This window comes from Xylophilus sp., from assembly GCA_009914555.1.
Lineage (GTDB): Bacteria > Pseudomonadota > Gammaproteobacteria > Burkholderiales > Burkholderiaceae_C > WNDY01.
Genome location: WNDY01000018.1, coordinates 25759 through 47474, shown reverse-complemented (window position 1 = coordinate 47474; position 21716 = coordinate 25759). Strand labels below are relative to the sequence as shown.

Here is a 21716-nt window from a genome sequence, read left to right as displayed (position 1 = left end):
CGCTCGTACCGCAGCCCGCCAGGGCGAAGGTCGCCCCATGCGTGCCGGCGCCATCACCGGCCTGGTGCTCGCCGGCGGGCGCGGCAGCCGCATGGGCGGCGTGGACAAGGGACTGCAGGCATTCGGCGGCGCGACGCTGGCCGCGCGCGCCCTGCTGCGCCTGCGCCCCCAGGCGCAGCGGCTGGCCATCAGCGCCAACCGGCACCTCGACCGCTACGGCGCCCTGGGCGTGCCCGTCTGGCCCGACGCGGACGGCGGCTTTGCCGGGCCGCTGGCCGGCATGCTGGCCGGCCTGGCCCATTGCACCACGGACTGGCTGGTCACCGTGCCCTGCGACGCGCCGTACTTTCCGGCCGACCTGGTCGCCCGCCTGCTGAAGGCCGCGCAACACCAGGACGCCCTGCTCGCCCACGCGGCCGGCCCCGGCGGCGGCAGCGGCGGCGACCGGCTGCGCGACCAGCCCGTCTTCGCCCTGCTGCACGCATCGCTGCGCGACGATCTGGCGGCCTACCTCGCCAGCGGCGGCCGCAAGGTCGGCGCCTGGATGGCCGCCCACCGGCCGGCGGTGGCGCGCTTCGATGCGCCGGGCGACGACCCCACGGCCTTCGCCAACGCCAACACCCTCGACGAACTGAGTGCATGGGAGCGCCACGGTCCATGAGCGCCGCCCGGCCGCCCGAAGGCGCTTGCACCGCAGCCGGAGGCGCAGGTGCTTCGATATCGCACGCCGCCCGGCCGCCCGAAGGCGCTCGCACCGCAGCCGAAGGCGCAGGTGGACCACGGCCCGCCGCACGAACACGATGAAACCGCCCGCCTTTCCGCGCCTGCCACCGTCCCTGCGGATGCCGGCGCTCTCGCGCGCGGCCTGGCGCACGGCCGCGGGCCTGTCGGTCGTCGGCGCGGGCTGCGCGCTCTACTGGATGGCGCTGCTCGACGGCCACCAGACCCAGCGTGCGCATCTGCAGGAGCAGACACAGCTGCGCGTCGGCCAGGTGGCGCGGGCGCTGGCCACGCAGGTCAGCACGCTGTTCTCGGGGCTGGACTACACCACGCGCAACCTGACGGCGAGCTACGAGGCTGGTGACCAGGCCGCCTTCCTGCTCGCGGTGCATTCGATCGAGGAGACCTTTCCCCGCGGTGCGGTGCAGCAGGTGGCGATCGTCGATGCCCAGGGCGACGTGGTCTATTCGAACCTGACCGGCGGGCGGCCGCCGGTGCCCGCCAATGTAACGGACCGCGAGCATTTCGCGGTGCATGCCAGCGGGCAGGTGGCGGCAGGCGCGATGTACGTCGGCCGGCCCGTGCTGGGGCGGGTGTCGAAGCGCTGGGGCATTCCGATCACCCGCGCCATCGAGCACGACGGCGCATTCGCCGGCATCGTGATCCTGTCGGTCTCGCCGTCCTACCTCTCGGGCTTCTTCCGCGAGGTGTTCGACCAGCCCAACGACGTGGCGCTGCTGGTGCGCGACGACGGCGTCTACCTCGCGCGGTCGACCAAGGACGCCGAGGTGCTCGGCTCGGTGCTGCCGGCCGGCCGCAGCCTGCTGACCGATCGGCACAACAGCCACGGCAACTACGAGGTGACGGCCACCGTGGACGGCGTGCGCCGCTACTACGCCTGGAGCCGCACGCAGGGCTATCCGATGGTGGTGAGCGCTGGGCTGGACCGCAGCGCCGCGATGGCGCCGCTGGAGCCGGTGCTGCACGCCAGCAAGGTGCGCAGCGCGATCGGCACCGTGGTGGTGGTGGCCGGCGCCCTGCTGGTTGCCTGGCTCGGCTGGCAGCGCCGGCGCAGCCGCGAACTGCTGGCCGCCAGCGAAGTGCGGCTGCACAAGCTCGTGGCCCAGGTGCCCGGCGCGCTGTTCCAGGCGCGGCTGCGGTCCGACGGCGCGCTCGACTTCCCGTTCGCCAGCCCCGGCCTCGGTGCACTGCACCGGCTGGGCGCAGGCCCCTTCACCGGCCGCGCGCTGCTGCGGCTGGTGCACCGCGACGATGTGCGGCGGCTGGTCGCCTCCATCGCCGCGTCGGCGCGCGACCTTGTGGGCTGGGACCACCAATACCGCCTGCGGCTGGCCGACGGCGAGGTGCGCTGGGTGCACGGCCATGCCAACCCCGAGCGCATCCCCGAGGGCGGCGTGCTCTGGCACGGCTTTTTGCACGACGTGACCGTCGAGCACGCGGTCGGCGAGGCGCTGCGCGACAGCGAGCAGCGCCTGCGCCTGACGGTCGACGCGGTGCAGGACGGCCTGTGGGAATGGAACGTCGCCGACGACGTGGTCCGCCTGGACGCGCGCTGCTACGCGATGCTGGGCTACGAGGGCGAGGACTTCATCCACGCATTCGCCGCCTTCGCCGCGCTGGTGCATCCGCGCGACCTCAACCGGCTGCAGGCCGACCTGCGCGGCCATTTCGAGGAGGGCCGCGACTACCGCACCGAAGTCCGACTGCGCACCGCCGAGGGCGGCTGGCGCTGGATCGAGTCGCGCGGCGAGGTCACCGAGCGCGACGCCGGCGGCCGGCCGCTGCGCATGCTGGGCACCCACAGCGACATCAGCGCGCGGGTCGAGTCCGAGCACCTCGTGCGCGCGCTGCTCGACCAGAGCAGCGCGGTGATCTTCGTGGCCTCGCCCGAGCGGCGGATCCTGCATGCCAACGAGCGCGCAGAACAGGCCTTCGCCACGCCGGGCGAGCCGCTGGTCGGCCAGAACTTCCGCGCCATCCATCCCGACGACGGGGGTTTCGAGACCCTGGGCCAGGACTATGCCCTGCTGCGCAGCCGCGGCTGGGTCCAGCGCGAGGTGCAGCTACGGGTGCGCGGCGGCGGGCTGCGCTGGTTCGAGGCCCATGGCTCGCTGCTCGATCCGGACGACCCCGACGGCGACGTGATCTGGACGCTGTTCGACACCACCGAGCGCCACCATGCGCAGGCCGCGCTGTCGCTGGCGCAGCAGCGGCTGAGCGCGCTGATCGCCCGTTTCCCCGGCGGCGTGCTGCTGGACGACCCCGATGGCGGCCGCATCGTCGCCGCCAACGCCCTGCTCTGCCGGCTGCTGCGGCTGGACATCGACCCGACCGCTCTGGCCGACGGTCCGCGCGATGCGCTCGTCCGGCGCCTGCCGGCCGAGGCTGCGGCGCTGCTGCTGGCCGACGCGCCCGCCGACGGCGACCGGCTGGGGCTGGAGGTGCAGCTGCCCGGCGGCACGGTGCTGGAGATCGACCAGATCGCGCTGAACGCGCCCGGCCTGCGGCTGGGCCGGCTCTCGATCGTGCGCGACGTGACCGCGCGGCGCCAGCGCGAGTCGCAGCTGGAACGGCTGGCCACCACCGACACCCTCACCGGCCTGCCCAACCGACGCGCGTTCATGCTGCGGCTGCAGCAGGAGTACGACGCCGTGCGCGGCGGCCGCGAGCCGGCGGCCGTGGTCCTCATGCTCGACATCGACCACTTCAAGCGCGTCAACGACACCTGGGGCCATGCCGCGGGCGACGAGGTACTGCGCCACTTGGCCTCGCTCCTGGGCCGCGAGCTGCGGCGCGGCGACCTGGCCGGCCGCCTCGGCGGCGAGGAGTTCGCGGTCCTGCTGCCGGGCACCAGCACCGCCGACGGCGCCGCGCTGGCCGAGCGGCTGCGGCTGGCCATCGCCGCCGCGCCCGTGGCCACTGGCGCCGGCCGGATCGCCTATACCGTGAGCTTCGGCTCCAGCGTGCTCGACCGCGACACGGTCGGCCCCGACACCTGTCTGGCCCAGGCCGACGCCGCGCTCTACCAGTCCAAGCACGCCGGACGCAACCGCGTCACCGCCTGGGTGCCGGGCATGGGCATGTCGCGCCCGGGCCGGCTACCATACACCCTGGTGTAAATATCCACAGCGCGCGGATGAAGCGCGCTATAGCCCTATACCCCCCGGATACGTCCGAGTGCTTGGTCAACGCCGCGGTTGGCCAGCAGGTCGGCGCGCTCGTTGCCGGCGTTGCCCGCGTGGCCGCGCACCCAGTGCCAGTCGATCTTGTGGCCGCCGGTGGCCACCAGGGCGTCGAGCCGCTGCCAGAGCTCGACATTCTTGACCGGTGCGCCGGTGGAGGTGCGCCAGCCGCGCGCCTTCCAGTTGCGCACCCACTCGGTGATGCCCTTGCGCACGTATTCGCTGTCGAGATAGAGGTCGACCTCGCAGGGCCGCTTGAGCGCAGCCAGCGCCTCGATCACCGCGGTCAACTCCATGCGGTTGTTGGTGGTGCCGAGCTCGCCGCCGAACAACTCCTTCTCGGCGGTGCCGGCGCGCATCAGCACGCCCCAGCCGCCGGGGCCCGGATTGCCCTTGCAGGCGCCGTCGGTGTAGATCTCGATCGGAGTTGGCATGGAAAGCTTCGTCTGCGCAAAGCCCGCGAGCATAGCCGCTCGCGCGGCCGTCAGCCGTCAGCGGCCGCACGGGGTGCGCTGCGTGAGCGTCTCGCGGCGCCCGCGGTTCACCGCCGGCACGGCGGCCGGAGCGAGCGCGGCGGCGGCCGCGGTCTTCCAGCCCGGCTCCATCAGCCGCAGGCCCTGCACCCGCTTGGTCGCCACGATGAAGTAGCCGGCCCCGAAGATCGGCCACGAGCGGCTGCCCAGCCCTTCCATCCAGCCGAAGCGCTCAATCCAGCGCGCGCTGCGCACGGCCGGCGCATAGCAGCCGAAGCGGGCCGATTCCACCTCGAACGACAGCAGCCCCAGCCAGTCGCGCAGCCGCCAGTAGCCGATCGAGCCGCCGGACTGCGGCAGATAGGGCTGCGCCGGTGCGCCCAGGCGCCGCCACAGGCGCGCGCGCCGCTCGCGCGGGCCCCAGAGGCTGGCCGGGTTGATGCCGCTGATGACCACCTTGCCTTCGGGCACCAGCACCCGCTCCACCTCGCGCAGCGTGGTGTGCGGATCGGCGCTGAATTCGAGCGTGTGGGGCAGCACCACCAGATCGAGGCTGGCCGGCCCGAAGGGCAGCGCGGCGAAGTCGATGGCCAGTTGCGCGCCCGCCGCGGCCACGGCCGCCGGGTCTTCCACCGCCAGCCAGCGGTGCGGCATGCGGTTGGCGCGCAGCGCCTGGCAGCCCGGCAGGCCGAGCTGCAGCCCGTGGTAGCCGAAGATGTCGGCGACCGCCTCGTCGAAGCGGTCCTGCTCCCAGGCCAGCAGGTGCCGGCCGGAGGGGGTGTCGAACCAGGGGTGCAAACCTATAATTTCGGCGCTCATGGACTTGTTACCGCTGCCCGCCTTCGCCGACAACTACATCTGGATGCTGCACGCGGCAGGCCAGGCCGTCGTGGTCGATCCGGGCGACGCGCAGCCGGTGTTCGACGCGCTCGCCCAGCGCGGGCTGCGGCTTGCGGGCATTCTAGTCACCCACCACCACCGGGATCACGTCGGCGGCGTGGCCGCGCTGCGCGAGGCCACCGGCGCGCCCGTGTGGGGCCCGGCGCGCGAGCAGTACAGGATCGCCGTGCCCTTCGTGCCGCTGGCCGGCGGCGACCGCGTCGAGGTGCTCGGCGTGCCCTTCGCCGTGATCGACGTGCCGGGCCACACGGCCGGCCACATCGCCTACTACGCACCCGCCCTGCCCGATGCGGCCGGCACGCCGGTGCTGTTCTGCGGCGACACGCTGTTTTCGGCCGGCTGCGGCCGGCTCTTCGAGGGCACGCCGGCCCAGATGCAGGCCTCGCTCGACGCCCTGGCCGCGCTGCCCGGCGACACGCGGGTCTGCTGCGCCCACGAATACACACTTTCGAACCTGAAATTCGCGCGTGCCGTGGAACCCGGCAACGCCGAACTGCTCCAGTATTCGGCGCGCTGCCACGAACTGCGCGCCGGCGGGCTGCCCACGCTGCCCGCGCGGCTGGCGACCGAACGCGCCATCAACCCCTTCCTGCGCACGCGCGAAGCCACGGTGGCCGGTGCGGCCCGCGGCTTCGACGCGCAGGTGTCCCCAAACGATGCAGTGTCCGTGTTCGCGGCGCTGCGCCAATGGAAGAACACATTTCAATGAAGCTGATGCACGCCGCGGCGCTCGCCGCCGCCGTCGCCCTCACGGGCTGCGCCAACACCAGTGTCCAACATACCCCGGGGGAGAATACCTCCCAAGCGCCCGCAGGCAGTGCACCCGGAAACGATACCCCATCCCATAAACCGATCGTCTACAACGGCCCGCTGCGCCCGATCACGGCGCAGCAGGCGTCCAACATGGGCGTGTTCTCGGCCTCGGCGCCGGCCGACCTCTGGGACCGCATCCGCCGCGGCTTCGCGATGCCCGACCTCGACAACGATCTGGTGCACGACCGCGAACAGTGGTACGCCACGCGCCCCGACTACATCCAGCGCATGACCGAGCGCTCCAGCAAGTACCTGTTCCACGTCGTCGAGGAACTCGAGGTGCGCGGCATGCCCACCGAGCTGGCGCTGCTGCCGTTCATCGAGAGCGCGTTCAACCCGCAGGCGGTCTCCAGCGCCAAGGCCGCAGGCATGTGGCAGTTCATGCCGGCCACCGGCAGCGACTTCCAGCTCAAGCAGAACATGTTCCGCGACGACCGGCGCGACGTGATCGCCTCCACCCGTGCCGCGCTCGACTACCTGCAGCGCCTCTATGGCATGTTCGGCGACTGGCAGCTCGCGCTGGCCGCCTACAACTGGGGCGAAGGCAGCGTGAGCCGGGCCATCGCGCGCAACCAGAAGCTGGGCCTGGGCACCTCCTACAGCGAGCTGAACATGCCCAACGAGACCCGCTACTACGTGCCCAAGCTGCAGGCGGTGAAGAACATCGTGGCCAACCCGGCCGCGTTCGGCACCGAGCTGCCGCCGATCGAGAACCATCCCTACTTCCAGACGGTGGAGATCAACCGCGACATCGACGTGGCGCTGGCCGCCCGGCTGGCCGACGTGCGCATCGAGGACTTCCGCGCGCTCAACCCGGCCGCCCATCGCCCGGTGATCCTGGCCGCCGGCACGCCGCAGATCCTGCTGCCCTGGGACAACGCCCGCATCTTCCAGCGCAACTTCGACGCCTACAAGGACGGCCAGTACGCGAGCTGGACGGCCTGGACCGCGCCCACGACGATGACCGTGGCCCAGGCCGCGCAGCGCGTGAGCATGAGCGAAGCCGCCCTGCGCAGCACCAACGCCATCCCGCCGCGCATGCTGATCAAGGCCGGCTCGACGCTGATCGTTCCGCGCTCGGCCAAGATGGACGCCGACGTGCCCGGCGAAGTGGCCGACAACGGCCGGCTGGCGCTGGCGCCCGAGATCGTCACCCGCCGCACCGTGGTCAAGGCCGGCAAGCGCGAATCGGTGGCCAGCGTGGCGCGCCGCTACCGCGTGAGCCCGGCCAACGTCGCCAGCTGGAACGACGTGAAGCCCACCGCCTGGTTCCGCCACGGCGAGCAGGTCGTGGTCTACCTGCCGGTGCAGGCTGCCGCGCCAGCCGCACGCGCGACGCGCGGCGCACCGGCCCATCGCGCCACGGCCAAGGTGCCGGCCCGCGCAACGAAGCAGACCGCGTCGCGGCCGGCGGCCGCATCGCCGAAGAAGAAGCGCTGATGCCCGGGCGGCGCGCTCAGGCCTGGTAGCGCGCTTTCGCCTTGGCGGCGAAGCTGTTGGTATAGACCTGCCGCAGGTCGATGCGCGTGGCCGAGAATGCGGGCTCGAAGCGCGCGAGCGCCGACAGCGCGGTGCGGGCGCCGTCCTCCGCCAGCAGGCCGTCGAGCGAGAACGCCTCGCGCACCTTGCCGAAGGCGGCCAGGTACAGCGCCCGGTCGCCGAGCATGTAGGCCTCCGGAACGGCGCGCACCAGGTCGCTCGGGCCGGCAGTCTGGAGCCATTTCAGCGCACGGACCACGCCGTTGGCCAACGCCTGCGCCGTGACTGGGTTGTCGCGCAGGAAGCGCTGCGGCGCATAGAGGCAGGCGCCCGGCATGGCGCCGCCGAACAGCGTCTGCGTGCCGCGCAGGGTGCGCGTATCGCCCACGATGCGCACCTCGCCGCGCTGCTCCAGCACCGTCATCACCGGGTCGGTGTTGCTGATCGCGTCGATGCGGCGGCCGCGCAGCGCCTCCAGCGCCGCGGCGCCGGTGCCCACGCCGACGAAGGCGACCTCCTCCTGCGGCACGCCGGCCCGGACCAGCAGCATGCGCGCCACGAGGTTGGTCGACAAGCCCGGCGCCGACACGCCGATGCGGCGGCCGCGCAGGTCTTCCGCCTGGCGCGGACCGCGGCCCCCGAGATGGGAGATGCCCACCGAGATCTGCGGCGCCCGCCCCAGCTGCACGAAGGCCCGAAACGGCTGGCTGCGCAGCAGCAGGCTGAGCGTGTGCTCGAACGCGCCGGCGCAGACGTCGGCCTGCCCGGCGAACACCGACTGCAATGCCGGCGCTCCGCCCGCATGGTCGGCGATGTGCACGTCCAGCCCTTCGTCGCGGAAGAAGCCGAGCCGCTCCGCGATGGTGAGCGGCAGGTAGTAGAAGGCCGCCCTGCCGCCGACGGCGATCGTCGGCGCGGTCTTCTCGGGCCGGGGCTGGGCGCGCAGCGGCGCGAGCGACAGCGCGGCGGCGATGCCGGCGGCGCGGCGGGACAGCAATGCCGGCGCAGAGGATTCGGTAGCGGTCAAGGGCGAGCGGCGCAAAGGAAGCGATGGTCGATGCTCAACGCACGATAGCCGCCCCGCGCCGACGGCGCATCGGTGCCAGCCTCCGGGCGCGCCGCCCCGCTGGCGCCGCTGCGGGCCGGCCGGTCAGCGCCGGTCGACGAGTGCATGGGCGATGGTGCCCAGGTCCACGTACTCCAGCTCGCTGCCCACCGGCACGCCGCGCGCGAGCCGCGTGACCCGCAGGCCGCGCGCCTTCAGCGCCTCGCCGATGACGTGGGCCGTGGCCTCGCCCTCGGCGGTGAAGTTGGTGGCGAGGATGACTTCCTGCACCGTGCCGTCGCAGGCGCGCTCCAGCAGCTGGCCGAGGCCGATCTCGGCCGGGCCGATGCCGTCGAGCGGGCTGAGCTTGCCCATGAGCACGAAGTACAGCCCCTGGTAGGCGCCGGTGCGCTCCAGCGCCGCCTGGTCGGCCGGCGTCTCGACCACGCAGAGCTTGGCCGCATCGCGCTGCGGATCGCTGCAGACGGCGCAGATCTCGGCCTCGGTGAAGGTGTGGCAGCGCTGGCAGTGGTGCATCGACTGCACCGCGTGATGCAGCGCCTGCGACAGCTGCTCGGCGCCGCCGCGGTCGTGCTGCAGCAGGTGGAAGGCCATGCGCTGGGCCGACTTGATGCCCACGCCGGGCAGCCGCCGCAGCGCCTGCACCAGCGTATCGATCCCGTCGACGCGCTCCGGCCTGGCCATGCCTATCCTCTGCCCAGGCGTCCGCAAGGACGACCGGCGCCAAAGCCATTGCGGCCGAGGCCAGCGGCCGCCGCGCAAGGGCCGCCCCGCCGCGCTGGCGTCGCCCCCCTTCCCGAAGCGCAACGCGCGTGGAGAGAAGGGATAGGCAGCGAAGCTGCTCGGGAGGTTGTCTCCATCTAGAACGGGAATTTCAGGCCGCCCGGCAGGCCGGCGGTCAGCTTGCCCAGCTTCTCCTGGCTGGTCTCCTCGGCCTTGCGCACTGCGGCGTTGAAGGCGGCGGCGACCAGGTCCTCCAGCAGGTCCTTGTCGTCGGCCAGCAGGCTGGGATCGATGGTGATGCGCTTGACGTCGTGCTTGCAGGTCATGACGACCTTGACCAGACCGGCGCCCGATTCGGCCTCGACCTCGATCAGCGCGAGTTCGTCCTGCGCCTTCTTGAGGTTGTCCTGCATGGCCTGGGCCTGCTTCATGAGGCCGGCGAGCTGTCCCTTGTTGAACATGGCGGGTTCCTTTTTCGATTGGGTTTCGATGAAATACTGGGGTGGGTAGTAAGCCAGATCGAGCACAGTGCGCTCACAGTGGCTTGATACTCCCTGGGATGATGCGGGCATCCCAGTCGCGGATCAGCGCCTGGACCCCGGGGTCGCCGAGCACGATCTCCTCGGCGCGGCGCTGCCGCGCCTGGGCCGCGGCGGCGTTGCGGCGGGCCGGGCAGTCGGTGACCGGTCCGATCTCCACCGTGAGCCGCTCGGCCAGACCGGCGGCGGCGAGCGCCTTGCGCAGGCGCTCCTGCGTGGTGGGCTGGGCCAGGGTCTCGCGGTCGACCCGCAGCGTCCAGTGGCTGCCCTGGCGTCCGATGAGCTGCGACTGCAGGGCCAGCTCGCGCACCAGGGCGGCGATGGCCTCGGAGGCGACGAGCTGCTGCACGGTCGCATGCCAGAAGTCGCCTTCGGCCGTCTGCGTGAATTCGACCGGCGGCCGCGGCGCGCCGCCCGGCTCGTAGACGGGCTTCGTGCGCACGCCCGGCTCGGGCTGCACCCGCACCGGCACGGCGATGACCGGCGCGGCGGCGGGCCGTTGTTCCTGGCCCGCAGGGAGCGGACGCTCCAGCACTGGCAGGGCCGTTCCGGCGCGCTGGGCCACCGCGGGCGGTACCGGGCGCGGGCTGACGGCCACCGCATCACGCACCGGCGGCAGGCCCGGATCGTCGTCGGGCCAGGGCGGCGGCTCGTCGGCCGCAGAGGCGTCGTCGTCCGGCACCGCGTCCCACGGCGGCGGCTCGCCGGCATCGGCGGCCGGCGCAGGGGGCGCAGCCGGTGCGGGCGGCGGTGACGCCGGCCGGCGGGCCGGCGCCGCGACGGGCGCCGGCGCGGCAGTGGGTGCAGGTAGCGGCGTGGCGGCGGCCACGCGGGGCGGCGGGGCCTCGACCGGCGCTGGTTCAGGCCGCGTCAGAGTTTTTTTTTCAGCCGGGGCGGCGTCGCCCGAGGCTGCAGCGCCCGGCTTGAAGGCCAGCAGCCGCAGCAGCACCATCGTGAGCGCGGCGTATTCGTCCGGCGCCAGTCCCAACTCGCCGCGGCCGTGCAGCGCGATGCTGTAGAGCAGCTGCGTCTCGTCGGCCGGCAGCAGCGCGGCCAGACGCGCGGTCCCGGCCGCCTCGGCGTCGTTCGGATCGGCGCTGGCGGCGAGCTGGGGCACGGCCTGCAGCACGGCCATGCGCTGCAGCAGCGCCGCCATGTCCTCCAGCGTGGAGGCGGCCGACAGGCCATTGACGCGCAGCGCCTCGGCCGTCTCGACCACCGTGCGGCCGTCACCCTGCGCCAGCGCCTCGACCAGGCGGAAGACGTAGCTGCGGTCGACGCTGCCCAGCATCTGCCGCACTGCGGCCTCCTGCAGCCGGCCGGAGCCGAAGGCGATCGCCTGGTCGGTCAGCGACAGCGCGTCGCGCATCGATCCGCGCGCAGCAGCCGAGAGCAGCCGCAGCGCCTGCGGCTCGGCCTCCACGCCTTCGCTGGCCAGCACGTGTGCCAGGTGCTGCTGCACCGTGTCGGGCGCCATCGGCCGCAGGTTGAACTGCAGGCAGCGACTCAGCACGGTGACCGGCACCTTCTGCGGATCGGTCGTGGCCAGTACGAACTTGAGGTACTCCGGCGGCTCTTCGAGCGTCTTCAACATCGCGTTGAACGCGGTGTTGGTGAGCATGTGCACCTCATCGATCATGAAGACCTTGAAGCGCCCCGCGACCGGCTTGTAGACCGCCTGCTCCAGCAGGCTCTGTACCTCGTCCACGCCGCGGTTGGAGGCCGCGTCGAGCTCGGTGTAGTCGACGAAGCGGCCCGCATCGATGTCGCGGCAGGCCTGGCAGACGCCGCAGGGCGTGGCGGTGATGCCGCCGTGCCCGTCCGGGCCCTGGCAGTTGAGCGCCTTGGCCAGGATGCGCGAGACCGTGGTCTTGCCCACGCCGCGGGTGCCGGTGAAGAGGTAGGCATGGTGCAGCCGCTGCTGCGTGAGCGCATTGGTCAGCGCCTGCACCACGTGCTCCTGGCCCACCATCTCCGAGAAGTTCCTGGAACGGTATTTGCGGGCGAGCACGACATAGGACATGGGGCCGGATTCTACGGGTGCGCGGAACCCTGCGGCCTGCGCTTCGTGGGGTCGCTTCGCCGCGGCGGCTCCGATCCGCGGGTACAATCGCCAGTTGACGGGCCCCCCTGCATGGGGAAGCGGCCAACCGGGTCAGGTGGGGAACCAAGCAGCCCTAACCGTGGATACAGTGCCAGGATCGGGCTCGTCAACCTTCCCCTCTCCTCTCTCCTTCTTCTGCGCCTAGCGCTCCAGCCAGGCGCGCACGCCCTGTGCCGCCGCCACCCCGCTGGCGAGGCTCGCGGTCAGCAGGTAGCCGCCGGTCGGCGCCTCCCAGTCCAGCATCTCGCCCGCGACGAACACGCCGGGCAGCGCGGCGACCATGCCGTTGGCGTCGAGCGCCTCGAACGGCACGCCGCCGGCGGTGCTGATCGCCTCGGCCACCGGGCGCGGCGCGGCCAGCGTGACGGGCAGCGCCTTGATCGCGGCGGCCAGCGCGTCGGGCGACGCGAGCACGTCCTTCGGCAGCAGTTCGTGGAGCAACGCGGTCTTGATGCCGTCGAGCCCGAGCCGGCTCTTCAGATGGCTGCCGAGCGAGCGCGAGCCGCGCGGATGGCGCACCTCGGCCAGCACGCGCTCGGGCGTGTGGCCGGGCAGCAGGTCGAGGTGGAAGGTGGCGTTGCCGCTGCGGGCGATCTCGTCGCGCAGCAGAGCCGAGGCGGCATAGACCAGGCTGCCCTCGACGCCGGTGGCGGTGGCGACGAACTCGCCGCGCCGTGCGAAGTCGCCAAAGCGGATCGCCACCGACTTGAACGGCTGGCCGGCGAAGCGCTCGGCGAAGAATGGCGTCCAGCCGGCGGCGGCCGGCGCGGTGGTCGGGCCGCGGCCCAGCAGGTCCTTGAGGAAGTCGCGGCGCGACTCGGCCGCTTCTTCGCCCGCCGGCGCCCGGCCGGCGACGTCGAAACCGCAGTTGGCCGGCACCAGCGGCGCGACCGGCACGCCGCGGGCTTCGAGCAGCGGCACCCAGGCGCCGTCGGAGCCCAGCCGCGGCCAGCTCGCGCCGCCCAGGGCCAGCACCGTGGCTGCGGCCGGCACGACGGCCTCGCCGGCCGGCGCGCAAAAGCGCAGCGCGCCGTCGTCGGCCCAGCCGGTCCAGCGGTGGCGCATATGGAACGCGACGCCGGCCGACCGCAGCCGGTGCAGCCAGGCGCGCAGCAGCGGCGCGGCCTTCATGTCCTGCGGGAACACGCGGCCCGACGTGCCAACGAAGGTCTCGACGCCGAGGCCCCGGGCCCAGTCGCGGACCGCCTGGGCGTCGAACCCGGCGAGCCAGGCGCCGACCTCGGCCTGGCGCGCGCCGAAGCGGGCGGCGAAGGCGTCCGCAGGTTCCGAATGGGTCAGGTTGAGCCCGCCGCGGCCGGCGAGCAGGAACTTGCGCCCGGCCGAGGGCATGGCGTCGTACACGGCGACGGGCAGCCCGGCGGCCGACAGCGCTTCGGCCGCCATCAGGCCGGCCGGGCCGGCACCGACGACGGCGACCGCAGAGGAAGGAGTCAGGGGAGAGGTCATCAGGATTCGGAGAACAGGTCGGCCTGCCGGGCCGATGGAGATGCCGATGGAAGAGGCGCCGCGGCGGCCTCGTCGAGCACGACCAGCGTGCCGCGGCCGGTCAGGAAGGCGGCGCGCACCACGTCGCCCGGCCGGGCGGCGCGGACGGCCGCGCGGTAGGTCTGCAGCTGCGCGATGAGTTCGGGCTTGCGCTCGGGCGCGGCGGCGGACTTGTAGTCGAGCACCCACCATTCGCCGCTGTCGCGCCGGCGCACCAGCCGGTCGATGCGCAGCTGCTGGCCGGCATGGGCCAGCGGCACCTCGCTGGCCTGCCAGTCGAGCAGCGCCGGGTTCCAGGCCCAGCCGCCGTCGCCGTCGAGGATGGCGGCCGCGAGCCGGGCGGCCTGGTCGGCCTGCGTGCTGTCGAGCCCGAATTCACGCGCTGCGGCGCGCAGCCGCACGGGCGAGGGATGGCGCGCATCCGGGTCGGGTTCGCCCTGCCCGTCCACGCGCTCGGCCCATTCGAGCAGGCGGTGCATCGCCAGGCCGATGCGGGCCGACGCCGAGCCGGCATCGGCGGCGGCTGGCGCATCCACCGGGTCTTCGGCCGGCGGCTGCGCCAGCCGTTCGGGCGGCAGCGTGGGCACGACGGGCAGCGTGACCGTGGCCGGGCCGGCGTCGCCGTCGGGCAGCCAGCAGGTGGTGTCGGCGGACGGCCCGGCGATCTCGGCCGGCACGGCCAGGTCGGCCAGTCGGCGCCACCAGCTGCCGTCGCTGGCGCGGTGCGGCACGGCCGACGACAGCGCCAGCACATGGCGGGCGCGGGTCGTGGCGACGTAGAGGCCGTTCAATTCCTCGCGGCCGCGGGCCAGACGCTCGGCCGCCATGGCGGCGGCCGCGCTCGGCGGCGGCGCGCCTTCGCTGGCGAAGAAGACGAAGGAGACGGGGCCTGCCGCCTCGCCCGGCCAGTCGACCAGCACGCCCATGGTCTCGGCCGCAGCCGGCGCGGGGTCGGTATCGAGCATCAGCACGAGGCTCGCCTCCAGCCCCTTGGCGCCGTGCACCGTCAGCAGCCGCACGGCGTCGGCATCGGCGCGCGCCGGCGCCGGAAGCCCGCCGGCCTTGAGCGCGCGCACGAAGCGGTAGGCCGTGGCATAGCGGCCGCCGTCGAGTTCCAGCGCCGCGGCCGGCACGGCGCGCAGCCTTGCCAGCATGGTCTCGCGCAGGGCCGCGGGCGCCGCAGCGGCGTAGCGCGCGAGCACGTCGCCATCGTCATAGATCGCATCGACCGCGTCATGCGGCGGCAGCGCGGCGAGCCAGCCGCGCCAGCGCAGCAGCGTCGGACCGATGTGGTGAAGATGCCGGGGTATATCTTCATAGCCATTGGTCAGCAGGCGGAACCAGATCGTATCCCCAGGGGTATTTGATTCCTTCCGGCGGCGGCGCGCCAGCGCGATCTGCACCAGGTCGTCGTCGGCGAGGCCGAACAGCGGCGAGCGCAGCGCCCGCGCCAGCGACAGGTCGTGGCCGGTGGACACCAGCGCGTCGAGCAGCGCGACGACGTCCTGCACCTCGGGCGCGTCGCAGAGGTCGGTCTTCTCGGGCTGCTGCGTGGCGATGCCGTGGGCGCGCAGGGCGTCCTGCATGACCGACAGCGTGACGCGGCGGCGCGACAGCACCATCACCTCGCGCGCCGGCAGCCGGCGCGCGGCCATCTCGGCCACGATCCAGGCCGCCGCCTGGGCGCATTCGCGGTGGCGCAGGGTTTCCTCGGGCAGCACGCGCGGCGTGGTCAGGCTGTCGCGCCAGGCGGGTGCGGACTCGGCGCCCTCTACTTCCTCCTTGGCCGCCCGGCCGATCGGCGGCAGCTTCAGCACCGCGCCCTCGGCCGCCGATTCGGTGGTGTGGGCGCGAAAGCCTTCGTACTCGCCCTTTGCCTGGGCCGCGCCCATGGCCGCGTTGACCAGCGCGATGACGGCCCGGCCATTGCGCCGCGTGTGGTCGCAGGCGAGCCGGTCGCCGCCCAGCTCGTCCACGACGAAGCGCTGGGCCGCGCGGAACACCTGCGGCTCGGCGCGGCGGAAGCGGTAGATGCTCTGCTTGGGGTCGCCCACGAGGAAGACGCCGGGCGCCGCGCGCCCTCCGCCCGCGCCGGCGTAGCCCGAGAGCCACGCGGCCAGCGCCTGCCACTGCAGCGGATTGGTGTCCTGGAACTCGTCGACCAGCAGATGGCGGACCTGCGCGTCGAGCTTCTGCTGCACCCAGCCGGCGAGCACCTCGTCGGACAGCATGAGGCCGGCGGCGCGCTCGACGTCGTTCATGTCGACCCAGCGGTTGTCGTGCTTGACCTGCACGTAGGCCGCAATCAGCGTCCGCGCCAGCCGCGCGGTGCGGTGGTGGTGCTGCCAGGCCGCATGCTGGGCCTGGGCATCGCGGAAGCGCTGCACGCAGTCCTGCACGGCGCGCACCGCGTCGATGCCGGCGAGCTTGTCGCTGAACTTGCGCGGCCCGCCGGTGGCGGTGAAGAGCGCATCGACCACGGCCGCGGCATCGCCCGTGGTGACGGCCTGCTCCAGTTCGGCGCCCTTTTGCGCGAAGGTCTTCGCGCTGGCCGCGCCGAGCGCGCGCGATGCGGCGACCAACGCATCGCGCTGCGCGAGCAGCCAGTCGGCCGGGCGGTCGCCGGCCGCGGCCATGTCGGGCCAGACGGCCCGCCAATCGGGCACGGACGCATCGACCACGCCGCAGGCATCGGCCAGCGCGAACTCGGTGCGCCGCGCCAGCGCCGACTCCAGCGCCTTGTGCGCCTGCCGCCGGCCGTGGGCGGCGACGGCCGCCTCGTAGTCGGCGCGCAGCGCGGCATCGGCCACGACGGCGGTCTGGAACGGCCGCCAGACGCGGGCGACGGCCTCGGCGTCGTCCTGCAGCAGCTCGTAGCCGGCCGGCAGCTCCAGCCGCTGCAGCACGGCCAGCGGCGCGGCCCGCAGCAGCGCGGCGAACCAGCTGTGGAAGGTGCGGATCTGCACCGGCCGGCCGGCCGCGAACACCGCCTGCTCCAGCCCGCGCAGGCGCTCGCAGAGCGCGGGCGTGATCTCGGCCGCCGGCACGCCGCGCGCAGCCAGGTCGCCCGCCAGCGCCGCGTCGTCGGCCGTGGCCGCGAAGGCCGCGAGCCATTCGTGCAGGCGCTCGCGCATCTCGCCCGCGGCCTTCTTGGTGAAGGTGATCGCCAGGATCTCGTGCGGCGCGCAGCCGGCCAGCAGCGCGCGCACGATGCGCGAGACCAGCATCCAGGTCTTGCCGGCACCCGCGCAGGCCTCCACCGCCACGCTGCGGCGCGGGTCGCAGGCGATGGCGTAGAACGCCTCGCGCGGCACGCGCTGGCCGTTGTGTTCGTAGGCGAAGACGGCGGTCATCGGCGATTCAAGCAATGGAGGTGGGAGTATAGGCTCAATACGCTCTTCCATTCTGCGCAGCGACGCCTTCCACCCGGTAGTATCTTCATCCGGTCACATCCAGAAATCCTTGCGGCACAGCCCGCGCGCCGCGCACCAGTCGCAGACCGCACCTTCGCCGAGCGCCGGCATCGCCTGCCCTTCGGCGATGCGCCCCAGGTCCGACAGGATGCCCTCGACCAGCGCATCGCGCGCGGCCACCACGTCGGGCTGTTCGACGAACTGGGTCTCGCCGCGCTCGCCCACGTTGACGTACGCGGCGCGCAGCGTGTCGTCGGGCACCAGCGCGGCATAGAACGCGAGCTGGGTGTCCTCCGACGGGTTCTTCACCCGGTCGCGGCTGGTCGCCAGGCTCTCGGTCTTGTAGTCGATCACCAGCAGGCCCTCGGCCCGCTTGTCGAGCCGGTCGATCTGGCCGACGAGCGCGACCGGGCCGAGCGGCTGGTCGTGCCAGCTCTCGGCGCGGTCGAAGCGCAGGCCCGCGGCCTCGTGGCCGGCCAGCCAGGCCAGGTAGCCGTCGCGCACCTGCGGCCAGCTCGCGGCGAACGGCAGGAACTCCTCCGGCGCCAGGCCCTGGCGGCGCGTGGCCTCGTCCGCCGCCGCGTCCAGGCGGGCGCGGCGCTCGTGCGCGTCGTCGCACGGGTCGGCGGCCAGCCCCTCGTGGAAGCTGCGCAGCACCGCATGCAGCCAGATGCCGAAGTCGCGCTTGTCGACTTCGGCATCGAGTTCATCGGCCTCCTGCAGGCCGAGCTGGCGCAGCGCGAAGAAGCGGTACGGGCACTTGCGCAGGTCTTCATAGGCGCTGGCCGAGAGCCTGGCGACCGGCAGCGCATCGCCGCGCGGCAGCGGCGGCACGGTGGGCGCCAGCGCCACGCTGCGCCGCTCGCGCGGATCGTCGCCCGGCACGGCGGCGCCGGCGCGCGAACGCAGAGCCAGCACCAGGGGGCTTGCCAGCAGCGGTTCGCCGCCGGCATCGCCGGCCCGCCAGAGCAGATCGACCGACGGCGCGAGCAGCGCCTGCTTCCACGCCTGCGCCGTTTCGGTCTGCAGGATTTCGCGCGTGGGCAGTCCGAGGGCGGCGCGCTGGGCGGCCGTCCATTCGCCCGGCGGCTCGGGCGCGGCGGGCAGCCGCACCTCGTCGCAGCCCGGCAGCACGACGGCGCCCACGGGCCGGGCCAGCAGCGAGGTCAGCGGCAGCACCAGCACCTGGGCGGCGACGGTCTGCCAGCGCGCCTCGGGCAGGAAGCTCACAGCCTCCAGCCCGCGGTTGACCCAGGCAGTGAAGTCCGACAGGCCCATGCCACGCTCCGCCCACATGCCCTCGGCCAGTTCGGCGGTGAAACGCTCGGCTGCGCCGTCGTCCAGACGCAGCGTGGCAACGAGCTTGCCGCCGGCGGCATCGGTCGTCAGCGATTCCCAGCGCCCGCCGGCCTGCAGCAGGCCGCGCAGCGCGCCGATCCATGCGGCCAGCGGACGGCTGGACTGCATCGTGGCGCGCAGGCCGTCGATGCGCTCGGCGAATTCGCGCAGCGCATCCAAGCCTTCGGTGCGCGGCGGCCGCCAGCTGCGCCACAGGCGCACGCCGTCGCGGCGCAGGGCGGCTTCGAGCTGGCGCAGCAGGCCGCCGCGCAGGGCGGGCGCGCTCTTGAGCCAGTCGAGCACGTCGTCGGCCGAGGCCTGGCGCGAACAGGCGCGCAACGCGGCCATCACGTCGGCGGCGGCGCGGGTGGTGGAGAGCTTCCAGCCGCTCTCGTCGCGCAGCACCAGGCCGCGGGACGAGAGCAGCGCGCCGATGCGCCGGGTCAGCGCCCGGTCGATGGCGACGAGCGCGACCGGCACGGCGCCCTCGGCCACACGGGCGAGCACGCAGGCGGCGGCGCGCTCGGCTTCGTCCTCGGCATCGGCGCAGGCATGCAGGCGGGCCGCGGCTGCGGGCATCGCATCGGGGTTGAGCCGGATGCGCTCGACCGGGCAGACGCCCTCGACCGTGGCCCAGTGCTGCGCCAGCGCTTCGGCCAGCGGTTCTTCGCGCAGGCCTTCGAGCACGACCAGGCAGCGCACACCGCCGGCCCGTGCGGCGGGGCTGAAGAGCAGGTCGCTGTGGCAGCCGGAGGCCAGCGCCCATTCGAGCGCGATGCGCTGGGCCGCGGCCTCGTAGGCCAGCACGGCCGCGCCGGCGTCGAAGGCCACGGCTTCGCGCGCCTTTTGGCCCCAGGCTTCGCGCCGGTCCGGCGCATGGGCGCAGACCACGCGGTGCAGTTGCTGGGCGGCCTCGACCACGGCCGGGGCCAGCACGGCGGCCTGGTCGGCCAGGCCGGCACGCTCCAGCAGGGTCTGGGCGGTCAAGGCGTCGTGGGCGATGTCGCCGGTCACGTCCAGGCCCGAAGGCGGCGCGGCGCCGAGCGCGGTGGACCAGCTCGTCGTCGTCTCGAAGCGCGGCGCGAAGCCGTCGGGATGGCGGCGCGCCCAATACCCTCTGGCGATGGGCAGCAGCTGCGCGTAGGGAACGAGGACGACCACGTGCGCCGGATGCACGCCGTGGCGCTGGAAGACGGCGTCGAGTTGCGCCACCACGCCATCGCGGGGGTCCAGCCAGAGCCGTTCGGCATGGTGCGCATCAGCTTGCGCAGGCCGTTTTTCATTGCCTTTGGCTATGCCGGGCATAGGCGGCGCGGCCCCGTCGTGGTGCTTGGTATCTGTCACAATGCCGCCACTCTAGCTGCATAGCAGACAACCCCCAGCAAAAGGATTCCGTCATGGCCAGCGACCTGATCAAACACGTTTCCGACACCAGCTTCGAGACCGATGTGCTCCAGTCCAGCAAGCCCGTGCTGGTGGACTACTGGGCCGAATGGTGCGGCCCCTGCCGCATGATCGCCCCGATCCTCGACGAAGTGGCCACCGGCTACCAGGACAAGCTCCAGATCGCCAAGCTCAACGTGGACGAGAACCGCGACATCCCGGCCAAGTTCGGCATCCGCGGCATCCCCACGCTGATGCTGTTCAAGGACGGCAAGCTCGCTGCCACCAAGGTCGGTGCGCTGTCGAAGGCCCAGCTCACCGCGTTCCTCGACCAGCAGCTCGCCGCCTGAGCGGCATCCGCCGCCAGGCCCCTGCGCCCGGGCCTGGACGGCGCATACTCCCTGTCCCGCGCAAAAATCCCCTTTCGTCCTCCGCGATTTTCCTGTCATAATCCGCGCCAGACATCCCGGTAGCCTGCATCGGCGCCGGGCTCGGGTTCTCCGGTTTTGTCCGTGAACAGGCCGCGCCACGCAGCGCAGCGCCTCGGTAACCTCCCCCTGACTCTCACAAGAACTCCGCCGAAGGAGTAGTTTCCATGCATTTGAACGAACTCAAGGCACTGCACGTGTCCGAAGTCCTCAAGCAGGCCGAAGAGCTTGAAATCGAGAACACCGGGCGGATGCGCAAGCAGGAGCTGATGTTCGCCATCATCAAGAAGCGCGCGAAGGCCGGCGAGCAGGTCTTCGCCGACGGCGTGCTCGAGATCCTGCCGGACGGCTTCGGCTTCCTGCGCAGCCCCGACACGAGCTTCACCGCGAGCACTGACGACATCTACATCTCGCCCTCGCAGGTGCGCCGCTTCAACCTGCACACCGGCGACATGGTCGAAGGCGAAGTGCGCATTCCCAAGGACGGGGAGCGCTACTTCGCGCTGACCAAGCTCGATGCGGTCAGCGGCGGCCCGCCCGAGCAGAACAAGCACAAGGTCATGTTCGAGAACCTGACCCCGCTGTTCCCGAAGGAGCAGCTCAAGCTCGAGCGCGACTTCAAGGGCGAGGAGAACATCACCGGCCGCATCATCGACATCATCGCCCCCATCGGCCGCGGCCAGCGCGCGCTGATCGTCGCGCCGCCCAAGAGCGGCAAGACGATGATGATGCAGCACATCGCCCATGCGATCACGGCCAACCACCCGGACGTGCACCTCATGGTGCTGCTGGTCGACGAGCGGCCCGAGGAAGTGACCGAGATGCAGCGCTCGGTCAAGGGCGAGATCATCGCCTCCACCTTCGACGAGCCGGCCGCCCGCCACGTGCACGTGGCCGAGATGGTGATCGAGCGGGCCAAGCGCCTGGTCGAACTCAAGAAGGACGTGGTGATCCTGCTCGATTCCATCACCCGCCTGGCCCGCGCCTACAACAACGTCGTGCCCTCTTCCGGCAAGGTGCTGTCGGGCGGCGTCGATTCCAACGCGCTGCAGCGCCCCAAGCGCTTCTTCGGCGCGGCGCGCAAGGTCGAGGAAGGCGGCTCGCTGACCATCATCGCCACCGCGCTCGTGGACACCGGCAGCCGCATGGACGAAGTGATCTTCGAGGAGTTCAAGGGCACCGGCAACAGCGAAGTGCACCTGAGCCGCCGCCTCTACGAGAAGCGCGTGTTCCCGGCCATCGAACTCAACAAGAGCGGCACCCGCCGCGAGGAACTGCTGCTGCCGCAGGAGATCCTCCAGAAGACCCGCATCCTGCGCCAGTTCATGTACAACATGGACGAGATCGAATCGATGGAGCTCATGATCAAGAACATGAAGGCCACGAAGACGAACGTGGACTTCTTCGACATGATGCGGCGCGGCGGCTGACGCCGCAGCCCCTCCTGCGCAAGGCCCCCCGGCCGAGCGCAACGGCGCTGCCGGGCAGCTTGCCGCCCACCGTATGCACCTTGCCGTCGAACGCGACTCTGCTCAGCGTGCTCGCGCCGTTGTCCACCGCCCGCACGGCCTGCGGTCCATCGGCCGCGATGCCGGCGCCCGGCCTGTCGAACGCTGCGCCCCATTCCT

At 72.6% G+C, this 21716-nt stretch carries 15 protein-coding genes and 1 other RNA gene; 7 read left to right on the top strand and 9 right to left on the bottom strand.

Features of this window, described 5'->3' with window-relative positions:
- The first annotated feature begins 37 nt into the window (after nucleotides 1–37).
- Nucleotides 38–661, top strand: coding sequence for a molybdenum cofactor guanylyltransferase MobA (mobA, locus tag GAK38_RS10395; protein ID WP_325343828.1), 624 nt, complete (start codon nucleotides 38–40; stop codon nucleotides 659–661).
- A 139-nt stretch (nucleotides 662–800) separates the two neighbouring features.
- Nucleotides 801–3860, top strand: coding sequence for a diguanylate cyclase (locus tag GAK38_RS10390; RefSeq protein WP_325343826.1), 3060 nt, complete (start codon nucleotides 801–803; stop codon nucleotides 3858–3860).
- 35 nt (nucleotides 3861–3895) lie between these two features.
- On the opposite strand, the gene rnhA is transcribed toward GAK38_RS10390, so the two are convergent.
- Complete coding sequence (gene rnhA, locus GAK38_RS10385) at nucleotides 3896–4357, bottom strand: ribonuclease HI (protein ID WP_325343824.1); 462 nt, start codon at nucleotides 4355–4357, stop codon at nucleotides 3896–3898.
- Between the two features lie 57 nt (nucleotides 4358–4414).
- Nucleotides 4415–5215, bottom strand: a complete 801-nt coding sequence (locus GAK38_RS10380) for a class I SAM-dependent methyltransferase (protein ID WP_325343822.1) — start codon at nucleotides 5213–5215, stop codon at nucleotides 4415–4417.
- Between GAK38_RS10380 and gloB the strand changes: the two genes are divergently transcribed.
- On the top strand, nucleotides 5214–6005 hold the full coding sequence (gene gloB / locus GAK38_RS10375; RefSeq protein ID WP_325343820.1) for a hydroxyacylglutathione hydrolase: 792 nt from the start codon (nucleotides 5214–5216) through the stop codon (nucleotides 6003–6005). The two genes, GAK38_RS10380 and gloB, sit on opposite strands and share 2 nt — an antisense overlap.
- A complete protein-coding gene (locus tag GAK38_RS10370) occupies nucleotides 6002–7549 on the top strand; it encodes a transglycosylase SLT domain-containing protein (RefSeq protein WP_325343818.1) in 1548 nt (515 codons plus the stop codon). The genes gloB and GAK38_RS10370 overlap by 4 nt, the downstream gene beginning before the upstream one ends.
- 16 nt (nucleotides 7550–7565) lie before the next feature.
- Here the strand turns inward: GAK38_RS10370 and GAK38_RS10365 are convergent, their stop codons facing one another.
- The 4 genes from GAK38_RS10365 to dnaX all read right to left on the bottom strand — a co-directional run bounded on the left by GAK38_RS10365 (nucleotide 7566) and on the right by dnaX (nucleotide 11939).
- Nucleotides 7566–8585, bottom strand: a complete 1020-nt coding sequence (locus GAK38_RS10365; RefSeq protein WP_443089192.1) for an ABC transporter substrate-binding protein — start codon at nucleotides 8583–8585, stop codon at nucleotides 7566–7568.
- Between the two features lie 153 nt (nucleotides 8586–8738).
- Nucleotides 8739–9338 carry a recombination mediator RecR gene (gene recR, locus GAK38_RS10360; protein ID WP_325343814.1) on the bottom strand — a complete coding sequence of 200 codons (600 nt, stop codon included), beginning with the start codon at nucleotides 9336–9338 and terminating at the stop codon, nucleotides 8739–8741.
- A 176-nt stretch (nucleotides 9339–9514) separates the two neighbouring features.
- On the bottom strand, nucleotides 9515–9838 hold the full coding sequence (locus GAK38_RS10355; protein WP_325343812.1) for a YbaB/EbfC family nucleoid-associated protein: 324 nt from the start codon (nucleotides 9836–9838) through the stop codon (nucleotides 9515–9517).
- A gap of 73 nt (nucleotides 9839–9911) precedes the next feature.
- The gene (dnaX, locus tag GAK38_RS10350; protein WP_325343810.1) at nucleotides 9912–11939 is read right to left on the bottom strand and encodes a DNA polymerase III subunit gamma/tau; all 2028 of its coding nucleotides are present in this window, start codon (nucleotides 11937–11939) and stop codon (nucleotides 9912–9914) included.
- Nucleotides 11940–12035: 96 nt separating this feature from the next.
- Here dnaX and ffs point away from each other — a divergent pair.
- Nucleotides 12036–12131, top strand: an RNA gene (gene ffs, locus GAK38_RS10345) — signal recognition particle sRNA small type.
- A gap of 30 nt (nucleotides 12132–12161) precedes the next feature.
- Here the strand turns inward: ffs and GAK38_RS10340 are convergent.
- The 3 genes from GAK38_RS10340 to GAK38_RS10330 all read right to left on the bottom strand — a co-directional run bounded on the left by GAK38_RS10340 (nucleotide 12162) and on the right by GAK38_RS10330 (nucleotide 19582).
- Nucleotides 12162–13487: a TIGR03862 family flavoprotein gene (locus GAK38_RS10340; RefSeq protein WP_325343808.1), complete on the bottom strand. Its 1326-nt coding sequence runs from the start codon at nucleotides 13485–13487 to the stop codon at nucleotides 12162–12164.
- Complete coding sequence (locus tag GAK38_RS10335) at nucleotides 13487–16879, bottom strand: UvrD-helicase domain-containing protein (RefSeq protein ID WP_325343806.1); 3393 nt, start codon at nucleotides 16877–16879, stop codon at nucleotides 13487–13489. Before GAK38_RS10335 ends, GAK38_RS10340 begins: the two co-directional genes overlap by 1 nt.
- A 93-nt stretch (nucleotides 16880–16972) precedes the next feature.
- Nucleotides 16973–19582 carry a PD-(D/E)XK nuclease family protein gene (locus GAK38_RS10330; protein ID WP_443089189.1) on the bottom strand — a complete coding sequence of 870 codons (2610 nt, stop codon included), beginning with the start codon at nucleotides 19580–19582 and terminating at the stop codon, nucleotides 16973–16975.
- 92 nt (nucleotides 19583–19674) lie between these two features.
- On the opposite strand from GAK38_RS10330, the gene trxA reads away from it, so the two are divergent.
- Together trxA and rho are read left to right on the top strand one after the other, a co-directional pair.
- Nucleotides 19675–20010 (top strand): thioredoxin TrxA, encoded by a 336-nt coding sequence (trxA, locus tag GAK38_RS10325; RefSeq protein ID WP_325343802.1) that lies wholly within the window; start codon nucleotides 19675–19677, stop codon nucleotides 20008–20010.
- Nucleotides 20011–20255: 245 nt separating this feature from the next.
- A complete protein-coding gene (gene rho, locus GAK38_RS10320) occupies nucleotides 20256–21518 on the top strand; it encodes a transcription termination factor Rho (protein WP_325343800.1) in 1263 nt (420 codons plus the stop codon).
- Nucleotides 21519–21716 lie beyond the last annotated feature (198 nt).